At 33.1% G+C, this 13,512-nt stretch carries 15 protein-coding genes; 8 read left to right on the forward strand and 7 right to left on the reverse strand.

What is annotated here, in order from left to right; translation table 11 throughout:
* Nucleotides 1-23 precede the first annotated feature (23 nt).
* The gene (locus ACFQ1Q_RS07945; RefSeq protein ID WP_386129697.1) at nucleotides 24-440 is read right to left on the reverse strand and encodes a BT0820 family HAD-type phosphatase; all 417 of its coding nucleotides are present in this window, start codon (nucleotides 438-440) and stop codon (nucleotides 24-26) included.
* 3 nt (nucleotides 441-443) lie between these two features.
* A complete protein-coding gene (gene gpmI, locus ACFQ1Q_RS07950; RefSeq protein ID WP_386129699.1) occupies nucleotides 444-1,961 on the reverse strand; it encodes a 2,3-bisphosphoglycerate-independent phosphoglycerate mutase in 1,518 nt (505 codons plus the stop codon).
* A gap of 247 nt (nucleotides 1,962-2,208) precedes the next feature.
* Between gpmI and ACFQ1Q_RS07955 the strand changes: the two genes are divergently transcribed.
* Nucleotides 2,209-2,595 carry an ankyrin repeat domain-containing protein gene (locus ACFQ1Q_RS07955; RefSeq protein WP_386129701.1) on the forward strand — a complete coding sequence of 129 codons (387 nt, stop codon included), beginning with the start codon at nucleotides 2,209-2,211 and terminating at the stop codon, nucleotides 2,593-2,595.
* Between the two features lie 65 nt (nucleotides 2,596-2,660).
* Here ACFQ1Q_RS07955 and ACFQ1Q_RS07960 read toward each other — a convergent pair whose 3' ends face one another.
* The 4 genes from ACFQ1Q_RS07960 to ACFQ1Q_RS07975 are packed head-to-tail and all read right to left on the reverse strand — an operon-like array spanning nucleotide 2,661 to nucleotide 6,230.
* The gene (locus ACFQ1Q_RS07960; RefSeq protein ID WP_386129703.1) at nucleotides 2,661-3,812 is read right to left on the reverse strand and encodes a gliding motility-associated C-terminal domain-containing protein; all 1,152 of its coding nucleotides are present in this window, start codon (nucleotides 3,810-3,812) and stop codon (nucleotides 2,661-2,663) included.
* Nucleotides 3,812-4,567 (reverse strand): hypothetical protein, encoded by a 756-nt coding sequence (locus ACFQ1Q_RS07965; protein WP_386129705.1) that lies wholly within the window; start codon nucleotides 4,565-4,567, stop codon nucleotides 3,812-3,814. Before ACFQ1Q_RS07965 ends, ACFQ1Q_RS07960 begins: the two co-directional genes overlap by 1 nt.
* A 6-nt stretch (nucleotides 4,568-4,573) precedes the next feature.
* The gene (locus ACFQ1Q_RS07970) at nucleotides 4,574-5,281 is read right to left on the reverse strand and encodes a hypothetical protein (RefSeq protein WP_386129707.1); all 708 of its coding nucleotides are present in this window, start codon (nucleotides 5,279-5,281) and stop codon (nucleotides 4,574-4,576) included.
* 40 nt (nucleotides 5,282-5,321) lie between these two features.
* Nucleotides 5,322-6,230 (reverse strand): hypothetical protein, encoded by a 909-nt coding sequence (locus tag ACFQ1Q_RS07975; RefSeq protein WP_386129709.1) that lies wholly within the window; start codon nucleotides 6,228-6,230, stop codon nucleotides 5,322-5,324.
* Nucleotides 6,231-6,492: 262 nt separating this feature from the next.
* On the opposite strand from ACFQ1Q_RS07975, the gene ACFQ1Q_RS07980 reads away from it, so the two are divergent.
* Nucleotides 6,493-6,921, forward strand: a complete 429-nt coding sequence (locus tag ACFQ1Q_RS07980) for a GNAT family N-acetyltransferase (RefSeq protein WP_386129711.1) — start codon at nucleotides 6,493-6,495, stop codon at nucleotides 6,919-6,921.
* Here the strand turns inward: ACFQ1Q_RS07980 and pepE are convergent, their stop codons facing one another.
* On the reverse strand, nucleotides 6,922-7,629 hold the full coding sequence (gene pepE / locus ACFQ1Q_RS07985; protein ID WP_386129713.1) for a dipeptidase PepE: 708 nt from the start codon (nucleotides 7,627-7,629) through the stop codon (nucleotides 6,922-6,924).
* A gap of 139 nt (nucleotides 7,630-7,768) precedes the next feature.
* Here pepE and ACFQ1Q_RS07990 point away from each other — a divergent pair, with 139 nt between their 5' ends.
* The 6 genes from ACFQ1Q_RS07990 (at nucleotide 7,769) to ACFQ1Q_RS08015 (ending at nucleotide 13,400) form a co-directional block, all read left to right on the forward strand.
* Nucleotides 7,769-8,557: a carboxypeptidase-like regulatory domain-containing protein gene (locus ACFQ1Q_RS07990; RefSeq protein ID WP_386129715.1), complete on the forward strand. Its 789-nt coding sequence runs from the start codon at nucleotides 7,769-7,771 to the stop codon at nucleotides 8,555-8,557.
* A gap of 83 nt (nucleotides 8,558-8,640) precedes the next feature.
* Nucleotides 8,641-9,336: a carboxypeptidase-like regulatory domain-containing protein gene (locus tag ACFQ1Q_RS07995; protein ID WP_386130207.1), complete on the forward strand. Its 696-nt coding sequence runs from the start codon at nucleotides 8,641-8,643 to the stop codon at nucleotides 9,334-9,336.
* Nucleotides 9,320-10,108 carry a carboxypeptidase-like regulatory domain-containing protein gene (locus ACFQ1Q_RS08000; protein WP_386129717.1) on the forward strand — a complete coding sequence of 263 codons (789 nt, stop codon included), beginning with the start codon at nucleotides 9,320-9,322 and terminating at the stop codon, nucleotides 10,106-10,108. Before ACFQ1Q_RS07995 ends, ACFQ1Q_RS08000 begins: the two co-directional genes overlap by 17 nt.
* Nucleotides 10,109-10,153: 45 nt before the next feature.
* Nucleotides 10,154-10,663 carry a DUF6702 family protein gene (locus tag ACFQ1Q_RS08005; protein WP_386129719.1) on the forward strand — a complete coding sequence of 170 codons (510 nt, stop codon included), beginning with the start codon at nucleotides 10,154-10,156 and terminating at the stop codon, nucleotides 10,661-10,663.
* 65 nt (nucleotides 10,664-10,728) lie between these two features.
* Nucleotides 10,729-13,029, forward strand: a complete 2,301-nt coding sequence (locus ACFQ1Q_RS08010; RefSeq protein ID WP_386129721.1) for a M1 family metallopeptidase — start codon at nucleotides 10,729-10,731, stop codon at nucleotides 13,027-13,029.
* Nucleotides 13,030-13,109: 80 nt separating this feature from the next.
* Nucleotides 13,110-13,400 (forward strand): Sec-independent protein translocase subunit TatA/TatB, encoded by a 291-nt coding sequence (locus tag ACFQ1Q_RS08015; protein ID WP_386129723.1) that lies wholly within the window; start codon nucleotides 13,110-13,112, stop codon nucleotides 13,398-13,400.
* Nucleotides 13,401-13,512: the final 112 nt, after the last annotated feature.

Below are 13,512 nucleotides of genomic sequence, written 5' to 3' on the forward strand. Positions count from 1 at the left end.
AAGATACTAAAATATGAATGCTATTATTTTCTGTTAAACAAGCCGAAAAAGCCTTTCTTGTTTTTTGACTTTTCAATATTTGGAATTTCGTTGGTAAGCATTTGATATACTTTTCCCCAACCAATAAATCCTCCTATATTTCTGTCATCTATAAAAACATCTGCGTGGATTTTTGGGCTCTTTTCTGTTGATGGTTGTTCTTCAGGAAAACTCTTATTTACAGCATAGAATTCGATGCCGTTCTCATTACAAAAATCAACTGCTTCCTCAAGTTTTTTTCCATGCCTATACGTCCAAAGGATTAACCGATGTCCATCATTTTGAAGTCTTTTAAGCGTTTCGAATGCAAATAGTTGAGGTTTACCAATACTTGGATATGCATCTTCAACAATGGTTCCGTCAAAATCAATAGCAAGTATAAGTTTGTCTTTTGGATTCATGGATTACACTAAAGATTTTCTGGTCATTGCTTCGGGTTGAACAATACCCATTAATTTTAAAATGGTTGGTGCAATATCGCCTAAAACACCATCTTTGATAGTTGTTAAATCTTTATCGATTAATATTACAGGAACTGGATTAGTAGTGTGTGCTGTGTGAGGACTTCCATCTGGATTAATCATAGTTTCGCAATTGCCATGGTCTGCAATAAGTATAGTTGTGTAATTATTTTCTAATGCAGCTGTTACAACATCTTTGGTACATTCATCTACTGTTTCGCATGCTTTTATAGCTGCTTCCATAACACCTGTATGACCAACCATATCACCATTTGCAAAATTTAGACAAACAAAATCGACATCACCTTTTTGCAATTCTGGTACTAATGCATCTCTTAATTCGTAAGCACTCATTTCTGGTTTTAAATCGTAAGTAGCTACTTTTGGTGAGTTTCTAAGAATTCGCGTTTCGCCTTCAAATGGTTCTTCTTGTCCGCCAGAAAAGAAGAACGTCACGTGAGGATATTTTTCAGTTTCGGCAATGCGAATTTGAGTTTTATTATTTTTTTCTAATACTTCTCCTAAGGTTTCAGACAAATTATCTTTATTAAAAACAACTTTGATACCCTTAAAATTTTCATCATAATTAGTGAGCGTCACATAATGCAAATTAAGCTTATGCATGTTATACTCATGAAAATCGTTTTGAGTTAGTGCCTCAGTAAGTTGTCTTCCTCTATCTGTTCTAAAATTGAAGAAAATAACAACATCTTCATCTTTAATAGTTGTTAATGGTTTACCGTCTGCATCAACATTTATAATAGGTTTTATGAACTCATCAGTAATATCTTCTTCGTAATTGCTTTCAATAGTTTTTAAAATGGAAGTGGTTTTTTGTCCTTCGCCATTTACTAAAGCGTCATAGGTTATTTTTACACGTTCCCAACGTTTGTCTCTGTCCATGGCGTAATATCGACCAGTAACTGAAGCTAATTTTGCATTGGTTTCTTTTAACTTTTCTTCTAATTCAGAAATAAAACCGTAACCCGATTTTGGGTCTACATCTCGACCGTCTGTAAACGCGTGAACAAAAACATTTTCAAGATTATTTTCATTGGTGGCTTCTAAAAGTCCAAAAAGATGATTTATATGCGAGTGTACGCCACCATCGCTCACTAATCCAAGTAGATGAACGCTTTTATTGTTATGTTTTGCATAAATAAAAGCATCTTTTAATGCTTTTTCTTCTTGTAACGTTTTGTCTGCAACTGCTAAATTAATTTTTACTAAATCTTGGTATACAATTCTGCCTGCACCTAAATTCATATGTCCAACTTCACTGTTTCCCATTTGACCCTCAGGTAAGCCTACATGTAATCCATCTGTTCTTAAAGTAGCATGAGGATAGGTTTTTGTAAGTCCATCTATAAATGGTGTATTGGCATTATCTATTGCAGAAACTTTAGGGTCAGGAGACATTCCCCAACCATCTAAAATCATTAGAATTACTTTTTTATTCATGGTACTTTGTTAGAATTTCAAAGATAACACTTACCAAAGGATATCAAATTTTACGCTTAATTTTTTTTGAGATGAAAATTTCTGTTAGTTGAAAAAAGGAGAATTTTTATTTTGGGAGAATTTAACATGTTGTTTTCTAACGTGTTAAATATATGTTATATACATAGAATTGATGTAACTATTACAAAGTTCAGTAGTCTTTATAGTATAGACAAATTAATTAATAATCAATCAAAAAACAACAATCATGAAAAAATCAATTTCAATTTTAGCCCTTGCATTATGTTTTACATTACCAACAGTTAATGCATTAAATTCTGAAAATTTATCTAAGGTGAATATCGAATTAGAATCCATTTACGAAGTTAACGCGCTTTGTGCAGCTGCAGCTAAAGGTGATGTCGAAGCCGTTAAGCAACTTCTTAAAAATGGAATGGACGTAAATCAAAAATCAAACGGGATGCTTCCTATTCATTATGCTGCAAGATTTAATAGAGTAGAAGTGCTAAAGGTTTTAATTACTGAAGGTTCAGAGATTCATAAAACCTGTGATAAAGGTTTTACGGCATTAAGACATGCGGAAAAAACAAACGCAACTGAGGCAGCTCAGTTTTTAAAACGTTTTAAAAAATAAGTGTCTAGATAATGACAATTATTTGAGTTAGTTAGTTTGAAAAAGCATCCATTTAGGGTGCTTTTTTAATAATTAATATATAGCCATCCTGTAGTAGCTTTGCCAGAATTTGTGAGCTCTAAAGTATAGTAATACGTACCAGCTGGTAACTTTTGATTTCTTCTAACAACTCTTCCAGCATTTGATGTGCCATCCCAATCGTTTTGATAATTTGTAATCTCATAAACAATATTTCCCCAGCGGTTATATATTTTTAGTGTGTTTTCAAAAAGTTCTATACCTTCTATAACAAATGTATCATTTGTACCATCACTGTTTGGAGAAAATAAGTTGTAGATGTTTAAATCATCTTCAGTAATTAAAGCACCAAAAGTAATTATTTCATAGTCTGAAGGATTAAAAATAAAAGAATCAATAGTGCCTTCATTAAAAGTACCAGTAAAGTTTGAGTTACCTAAATCTTTCCACTCTTGGTCAACTATATGCCAACCAACAACTCTTAAACTTTGTAATTCCGATACCAAACTATTGATATTACTTTCTGAGTCCCAAGTTAAGGTGACTAAAGAATTATTTGGGCCATCAAAATCCCAAAATTCTATAGTGCTTACATTATTTACAAAAGCATCTGTAGTAGAGGTGTTAAATCCATTATTAAAAACCGAAGGGAAATTAGGGTCTTCATTAAAATACGCCGCTTTTATAAAAGTTCTAGGTGTATTATTGGTTGTAATAAGTGGTCTGAGTTTATCATCATTACCAATAGGGAAACTAAATTCTACATTACCATTAAAACTAGCGTAACCGTCAGTATTGGTTGTTGATGATTCTAATACGTAAAACGCATTTTCTAGATAATCTAAAGAAATATTTGGATTATTTCGAGGTGTAATTACATCACCGTTAATATAGGCTACACTATTTGCTACTTCAGTATTTATATCTAAAAAAAGATGATTTACCACATCGACTTCAATATCAAAAAAACGTGGCGTTTCTGTTCCTGAAATCGTCAGTTCATTACTGGTATGGTAAAATCCAGCAAGACCAAGATTTTGGTTAAATGTACCATTGTTTACCAAATCTATATGGAAACCCATTTGTCCGTCTTGATGGATTTGTATGTTTCCAGAATTTTGCAATGCGGATTGTGCACTAAAATCAAAAGTGAGTAGAGTTAAAACAAATAAAAAGAAATAACTTTTTTTTAATTTCATTATCTGTAAGCTGTATATAATACGATAACAGATTCATCTAGAATATCATCTTGCACTCCTGCATTTCCAAAAGTACCTTCAGTATAGGTAACATTTATTGTAAAACCATTTGTATCAAAAGTGCTAAGTGAAGCAGAAATCACGCCATTATTATCTCCGTTTTGTGTCGTATATCTTAAGCCAATACATTGCGTATTGTTAGAATATCTTGATATATCATTTATAGAATTTCCGTGAGCTCCAATAAATATAACTGCTTGATTTATGGTGCCGCTATCATTACGAGCAAAACCATTCATGGTGCCAGCAGTATTCTCTAGCAAATTGGTATTGTTATTTCCTGTTGCATTATCATCATTTATATTAAATGATCCAATATTGGTGTGTGCTACAAAAGTAATTTGTGATGGTTGAAATGGTAAACTGGTAATAGATTGAGAATACGTTCCTGTAGTTGTTAGAGTTGTATTATCTATTATAAAAAAGCCTGTGTACACATTTGTAAAATTTGCTACCCAAGAAGTACCATCATAAGTTTTGGTTACTGTTGTATTACCACTTGTATCATACCAAACATCACCTTCTAATGGATTTATTGGTGCTGTAGCAGACGTAGTGACTTGATTATTACGTATTTGTTGAATTGTTCCCTTGTTATCGATAACCCTAACTTCTTGAGCGTTGGTTATAAACGAGGTAACCAACGTCAAGATTAGGATTATGTAATTAATATTTTTAAACAAGGATTTTTGCATTAGTTATTATTTTACAAAATGTACTTCAATAACATCACCAGCTAAAACCGCCCAATCGTTTGGAGCAGTAGTACTTGGAATTAATGTTACAGAAGAACCTGCTACTGTATAATCTGTGTTTGCTACCAATTTTGCACCGTTTCTATATACATAAACTTGTGCAAATGCAGGCAATACTGGCGCACCTGTTAGAGGGTAATCAGTTTGTCCTGCTGTAGCTGTAAATGCTTCTTGACCGCTTTGAATTAAATCTGTGGCTAATAATTTCTCCACATTACCAGTTGCTTCGTTACGTACTAATAAAGTGTAACCAGTTTCTGTGCCAGATTCTGCAGTTGTTGCAGTTGCTGCATCTGCTGTGGTTGTAACAATGTTTTCAAGACTGAAATTTACACCATCAATTACAAAACCATTTGCAGTTGTCCCATCATTTAGTGTAATGGTTGTGTCATCACTCAATGTTCCACCTAATTGCCATGTTGAAACGTACCCACCATCTGGAGTGGTATCAGTTAAAAGTGTTAAACCATTCTGAACTTGTAAGAACTTCTTTGTCCCTTTGTTGTCAATGACTCTAATTGTACCGTTAAGAACGCTTGATTGACTTAGATCCTCGCCTTTGCCAATATCTCCTGTTGTTTGCTGTGCATTACCGAAGCTAAACGCTAGTATAGCTACTGCAGCTAATCCTAATTTTAAAAAATTTGTTTTCATTTTACTTGTTTTAATTATTATTTTTCGTGTTAAGTTATATTTAATTTAATTGTACTATTCGTATTTCATCACCCGCAAAACAGCTTGCTTCTGGTTCTACTTCTAATGTTGTAGGATTTATTATCGTAAATGAAATTCGGGCGCCATTTCTATAAACTTCAATTTTGTTGATATCAAGCGCATTTAATGGTGGCGTAAATTGTGATTGTCCTTCAGTAGCTATAATGACAACTTGCTGCTGCTGTACTAAATTTGTGGCTGATACTTGGGCTAATTCTCCTGTAACGTTATCCGCGACGACAACACTGTTACTACCGTCTAATGTGGTTTGCGGTAGCCCTAATAATGCTAAAGTATTGGTGCTATCTGTTGTTATAACTGTTGGAGAAATTAATGCACCACCTAGTTGTATGGTATTACTTGTAATTGATACACCATTGTCCGCATTTAAAATTTGATTAATCATTATCCAGTCTGCGCCATTATAGGTAAATAAATCTCCAGTGTCTTCATCAACATATATATCTCCTGCAACCACATTATCTAAAACGTTATTGTCTGGTAGTCCGTTACCACTGCGAGGATTTATATTAATTGGTAGCCATTCAGAGCCATCCCAAATACTTGCAATATTGTTTGTGGGATTAAACCAATAATCGCCGATTTCATTTGCTGTTGGAGCAGTGGCAGTAACGCTAATTAACGGTTCGTCACAGAGATTTTTCCATCGGGTACCGTCATAAGCAAAAATACATTCTGAGTCAATGTTGTATATAAGTGCACCTTCTAAAGGAACAATAGTGTTCATTTGTGCATCCGTAATTCTAGTAAGCACAAAAACTTTTTCGTTGCTTTCTAATTCTAGGATTGAGTTTGAATCAATAATGGAAGGATTATTTCCTATTTTGACTTGAGAATAAGACAAAATAGGTAAAATAATCAAAATCATTAAAACGACCGATGTTTTAAATTTTTTGAACAATTTTACTCTAAAAAAATTTTAATTGATATAGAAAAATATTTGTTTTCTATAATTGTAAAAATATGATAACTATTTTTCTTACAAAAAAACCACTTAAAAATTATTATTAAATACGTTTAAATGCACTCTATTTCGCTGAAATACATTAAGAAAAGTAAATAAATCAAAAAAACTAAAATTATTAACTATTATGGTTATATATTTTTGATTAAATATTAAAGTTGATTAAATGTTAGATATTACTTTTAAGTTGGTTGATTTTCAATCTATTGATTTGATAATTCCTTTAGTAGATAAACTGAATAAAGGAAAAGTGTCAAAAAGTGTCTTATATAAACGATTTCAAGAAATGTTTAAGCAAAACTATCAATGCGTTGGTATTTTTGATTGCGAAAAAATGATTGGCGTTTCTGGTCTTTGGTTTTGTACTAGACACTATGTGGGCAAGTCGGTTGAATTAGATCATGTTTTTATATCTGAAGAATACAGAAAAGGAGGATTAGGTAAAAAATTTATGAAATGGATTAATGATTATTGTCAATCTCAAGGCTGTAATTCTATGGAGTTAAACACTTACGTTAATAACTATCCGTCTCACAAATTTTATTATAATGAAGGTATGGAAATTTGGGGTTATCATTTTTTTAAGCACTTATAATTATTTGAGAAATTCTAAATCGGTGTTGGTCTTAATTTCGTAAGCCGTTGCGTCGTAAGTAAAAATTCTGGCATCTAAATTTCCACGTAGAAATAGTTTGTTGTCTTTTGCTTCAATCCAGCTACCTTCTCGCAATCCGATAACAGGTTGAGTGTTAAATTTGTGAAATTCCTTTATGCGCGTTTCGCGAGTTTCACCCATATGAGTGCTACCTTTAATAGGGTCTAAATAATGCGGGTTTATATTAAAGGGTACAATTCCTAAGGTTTTAAAACTTGGTGGATACACAATAGGCATATCATTGGTGGTATTCATAGTAAGTCCACAAATGTTACTGCCTGCACTTGTGCCTAAATAAGAAGTGCCATTGTTTATTGCAATTTTTAAAGGCTCTAACACCTTATTTTTATAAAGCTGGTTTACCAATACAAAAGTGTTTCCGCCACCAGTAAAGATGCCTTTGGCTTTAGTAATCGCTTCAGCAGGATTTTCACACGTGTGAAGCCCTATAACTTCAATATTTAATTTTTTAAACGCTTTTGCAGCATTTGCTGTGTAATCATCATGAGAAATTCCACCAGGTCTAGCGTATGGTACAAAAATAATTTTGTCAATACCTTTAAAATGTAGTTTTAATGTATCTAAAAGGTATTCGAGATATCCGCTTCCATGAACTGTTGATGTACTTGCAATAATTGCTGAAATCATTTTTACTATATTTATTTAGACGTAAAAATAGAATAATTTGTCAAGAACAAATTTTTGTCATTTAACAAAAGTTTACCACAGACTTATAACTATTTTAAGTTTACAACACCGAAATTTACTTTAACTAACACATCGAACCATGAAAACAATTACCACAATCATATTTATACTTTTTTCTTTTTCTGTTATAAGCGCGCAAACAATTGAGCGTGTAGAGATTAATGGAAGAATTACCGTAGACGTTCCAGATAAAGAAGGTATTACTGTGTACAATAGAAGTTCTAATAAAGGCACAACTACAGACGAAAACGGAAGTTTTAAAATTGATGTTGCCGAAAATGATGTCGTAGCTTTTGGAGCCTTACAGTTCAAAGATTTTACCATAAGAATCGATGAGCGTATTATCGAATCCAGACAAGTATCTGTTAGACTTGTCGAAGACGTCAACAAACTGGATGAAGTAATTGTTTTACCATACGATTTATCAGGAAATTTAAAAGTCGATGCCAATGCGGTTAAAACCGTTAATGTAGATATGGATAAGGTTTATGAAGATGAAACTGACCTTGATGATTATAAATTTTCAGCAGATAATAAAACTAAAGTCGACAATCCATTAGTTGACCCAAATAGATTGGTTAATGGTTTAAATATTGTAAATGTTTTTAAGGCCATTTTTCCGGGTAAAAAAAATAAACCAAAAACAGAAGCTGAGCGTTTGGAGTTAAATCAGAGTCCAATTACCAAAAAATATACAGCTCAATTTTTGGAGGAAAATTTTAATATTCCTTTAAACCAAACAGATGCGTTTATTGAGTTTATTCAAGACAAAGGTTATGATGAAAAACTTTTGAAAGAAAAAAATGAAATCTATCTAATAGAATATCTCGAAAAACAAAGTCAACTCTTTTTACTATCGAAAAATTAAGTTTTAAATACAGTGTTGCCTGTATTATTCTACTTTTCGTTTTTAATACAGCCAATGCTCAGCTTCAAGATATAAAAGGAAAAATCATCAATAATGATGAAGTAGAAGGTATCCATATTTTAAACAAAACAGCTTTAAAATATACGGTTACGGATACTGATGGGAGTTTTGTTATTCCTGCAAAGTTAAACGACACTTTGACCATATCTGGTCTTAAGTACAAAGTGAAGGAATTAAGAATTACCAAATCCATATTACAAACCAATCAACTAAATATTGAGTTAGAAGAAAATATCACCCAATTAGACCAAGTTACATTAGGAAAAATTTTAACAGGTAATATGACTTCAGATATCAACAATTTAGATGTTGAAACACCAATAAATTTTTACGACTTAGGTATTCCAGGATATACAGGAAAACCCAAAACACTGAACGAAAGAAAACTTTATGAAGCTACGTCAGGTGGTGGTGGAATTCCTTTAAATCCATTAATTAATCTCATTACAGGTAGAACAAAAGAGCTTAAGAAGCGAATTCAATTAGACAAGGATATTGCTTGTGTAGAACAGTTTAAAACAACTTACAAAGACATTCTTTTTGATGGTAAACATATCAGTGAAGAGCTTCAAAATCGTTTCTTCGTTTTTATAACCGATAGCGAAGATTTACAAAAAGCTTGTGTTAATGGTACAAATGTTTTAAAGCCAATAGAATTTCTTCAATCTGAATTAAAATTGTTTAAATTACGTCTTGCAGAAGATGATAAAAAAAATTAGCCTCATATTAATTCTAGTTTCGACGTATTCAGGTTTTGCTCAGCTACAGAATCTAAACGGAATCGTAATAGCTAATGACGAAGTTGAAGGTGTACATGTACTTAATAAATCTTCAGTAAAATATACTGTTACCGATACAGATGGTAGTTTCACTATTATAGCAAAAGCTAATGATACATTAGTTTTTTCTGCATTAAAATATAAATTGAAAGAAACTGTAGTGACAGCTTCAGACTTACAAAAAAGTGATTTTAAAGTTTATTTAGAAGAAAAAATCAATGAGCTAGATGAAGTCACAGTAGGTAAAATTTTAACGGGTAGTTTAGGTTCTGACCTTGGAAATGTTGAAACAAAAGAGGAGTTAAATTTTTACGATTTAGGCATTCCCGGTTATACAGGCAAGCCAAAAACCATTGAAGAACGAAAATTAGCTGATGCAGATGCAGGTTCTTGGGGATATGTCGGCATCGGGTTTAGTATTAACTTTCACAAATTATTAAATAAAGTAAGTGGCAGAACAAAAAAATTAAAAGCCATTGTAGCATTAAGCGAAAATGACAAATGTATGAATCGCTTAAAAGATTTTTATACAGAAACCTTATTTAAAGAAGAAGATTTAACCGAAGCACAACAAAACGAATATTTTTACTTTTGTATGGATGACGATAGTTTTAAAGATTTATGCGAACGAAACGACCCTAGCGAAGTGATTCCGTTTTTAAACGAAAAATTAGCAGTTTACAAAGCCAATTTAAACGAAAGTAAAAACTAACTTGGCACATAATTTGACTTCAAAAGTTTACCATTAAATTTCAAGATGAAAAAATTAATTTACAGTTTATCCTTTCTCAGTTTATTTGCGCTTTTAGTCTCGTTTTCAAACCAACATGAATATTATGTGAGCGTAACAAAACTAGAATACGTCGAGAGCCAAAAATCCATTCAAATTATAAGCCAGATTTTCATAGATGATTTTGAAAAAGTTTTAAGAGAACGCTATGATGAGAATATTACACTAGCCACAAAAAACGAGTCCAAATCAATTGATGATTTTATGGCGAAGTATCTTAAATATAAGTTAGATATTAAAATAAACACAAGGGACATAGATTTTAAATTTTTGGGCAAAGAATATAAAGACGATATCGTCTATTGTTACCTCGAAATAGAAAATATAAAAACTATAAAAACACTCGAGGTAAAAAACGAAGTGTTGTTCGACATTTATCCAAAGCAACAAAACATACTTAGAACAAAGATTTACAAAAAAGATAAAAGCTTTATTCTCATTCCAGAGAAAAATAAAGCTGTGTTAAACTTTGACTAATTACATTAAAAAAAGCTGCTTTTTTTCTACTTTAGGCATCATTTTTAAAACACCAATTTCACATTATGAAAATTTTTAAGCACGTCTTACTCGGTCTTATGTTTATTTCGGCAGGTGCATTTGCACAAGATTCTGAAGAAAACGAGAAGCCACAAGGACACACCAACCAAAACAAATTCAAGCAGTTGTATGATGAATTTGCAACACCAAACATGTTTCGTACAGGTTCTGGAGCACCAGGTCCAGCGTATTATCAGCAACAAGCAGATTACAAAATGGATATCGAAATCGATGATGATAAAGCACGTCTTTACGGTTACGAAACCATAACATATACAAACAATTCTCCAGATCCATTAAACTATTTGTGGGTACAGCTTGATCAAAATATGCGCGCGCGCGACTCAAAAACACCGTTAATTAATAGTAGCGGTATTGGGCCAGCAAATACTTCAGATAGAGTGGCTAACTCTTATTTAAAAGAACGTTTTGACGGAGGTTTCAATATCGAAGAAGTTTCGGATACAGATAAAAAGCCATTACCGCACATGATTAACAGAACCATGATGCGTGTAGAGTTACCTAAAACTTTAAAAACCGGCGAAAAATTTGTCTTTAACATCAAATGGTGGTACAACATTAATGACCACGTAAAAGATGGCGGACGTTCGGGTTACGAATATTTTGAAGAAAACGATAACCGCATTTATGTGATGGCACAATTCTATCCACGTATGGCGGTATACAATGATGTAGAAGGATGGCAGAATTCTCAATTCTGGGGAAGAGACGAGTTTGCGCTACCATTTGGTAATTTCGATGTAAATATTACCGTACCAGCTGACCACATCTTAGATGGTACAGGTTATTTAACAAACCGTAAAGAAGTCTTCACAAAAGAAATGATGAAGCGTTACGAGAAAGCAAAAAAGACCTATGATGAGCCAGTACTTATCGTAACACAGGCTGAAGCTGAAAAAGCAGAAAAGAGCAAAAGTAAAGATAAAAAAACATGGAAATTATCTGCACAGATGGTTCGAGATTTTGGTTTTGCAACATCTCGAAAATTTATTTGGGATATGATGGCTGTAAAGCTAGATACCAAAGATGTAATGGCAGTGTCTATGTATTCTAAAGAAGGTAATCCTCTTTGGGGAGATTGGTCTACAAAAGTAGTTGCAAGTACATTAAAAAGTTACTCACGTATGACATTTGATTATCCTTACCACAAAGCCATTTCTGCTCACGCACCAATGGGTATGGAGTATCCTATGATTTGCTATAATTTTGGACGTCCTAATAAAGACGGTACGTATTCAGACCGTACAAAATTTGGGATGATGGGTGTAATTATTCACGAAGTAGGTCACAACTGGTTTCCTATGATTGTAAATAGTGATGAGCGTCAATGGACTTGGATGGACGAAGGTTTAAACACGTTTGTACAATACGTTGCAGAGCAAGATTTCGGTGAATGGTATCCAGCGGCTTTATCAGAAGGGCAAACAAAATATCCGTCTCGTCGTGGACCTGCAAAAAATATTGTAAGATACATGGGCGGAAACCAAGATTATATTGCACCAATTATGACTAAAGGTTTAAATACGTACCAATTTGGAAGTAACGCCTATTCAAAGCCAGCAACTGGACTTAATATCTTAAGAGAAACCATAATGGGCCGCGATTTATTTGATTATTCATTTAAAGAATACGCTAACCGTTGGAAATTTAAACACCCAACACCAGAAGATTTTTTCCGTACAATGGAAGATGCATCGGCAGTTGATTTAGACTGGTTTTGGAGAGGATGGTTCTACACTACAGATTACACTGATATCGGTATCAAAGAAGTAAAGAAATTTGCTGTAACCGAAACACCAACAGAAGAAGGAAAAAAACTAGCTGAGCGCTATAAGCAATTTGGATTAGATACATCTAAAATGGTTTATTTTGTTGAAGAAGGTCAAGAAGGCTATGATGAAGCTATGAAAAACGCCGACTTATCGGAGCTAAAAACCGTAAAGGAATTTGTAATGGATAACTTTACGCCAGAACAACAAAAAGAAATGAAATCTCCTAAATACTTCTACCAAGTAACTTACGAAAAGCCAGGCGGACTCGTAATGCCAATTATTGTAGAATATACCTACGCAGATGGTACAAAAAAGAGAGAAACATTTCCAGCACAAATCTGGAGACTTAATGATAAACAAGCAACTCGTGCTATTGCAAGTACAAAAGAAATTGTAAGCATTACAGTTGACCCAGATTTAGAAACTGCAGATGTAGATACAACAAACAATTCTTGGCCAAAAGAGGTAAAGGAAAGTGAGTTCGATAGTTTTAAAAATAAGATAAAAGATTAATTAAAAAGTTTTTTTTATTCTAAAGCCGACTTTAACGAGTCGGCTTTTTTTATTAGCTAAACTCGCTCTATATTTGCAGTATGAATTTTCAGCCTACATTTTTATTTATCGGCGGTACCGAAGTAATTTTTATCCTATTTATAGTGGTAATGGTTTTCGGTGCAGATAAAATTCCCGAAATCGCTCGCGGTCTCGGTAAAGGCATGCGTACACTTAAAGACGCTACCAATGATATTAAAAATGAAGTTACAAAAAGCGCCAAAGATAATGGCATCATCGACACAGATGTGACAAAAGATATCAAAGAAGAACTTGACAAAGTGAGAGATGAGGTCGAAGATTTTGCAGGTTCAGTAAAACGAAAACTATAAATTTTTATTTGGACGTTACCAAGACATTCTAAAAAGGCATCGTCTCGGTCGGGTTTTCGGAAGTCGCTCTCTTAGATAAGCTCGAAAAAACCCTCAACTGCAAAGCACTCAC

The organism is Winogradskyella litorisediminis, from assembly GCF_042675765.1.
GTDB lineage: Bacteria > Bacteroidota > Bacteroidia > Flavobacteriales > Flavobacteriaceae > Winogradskyella > Winogradskyella litorisediminis.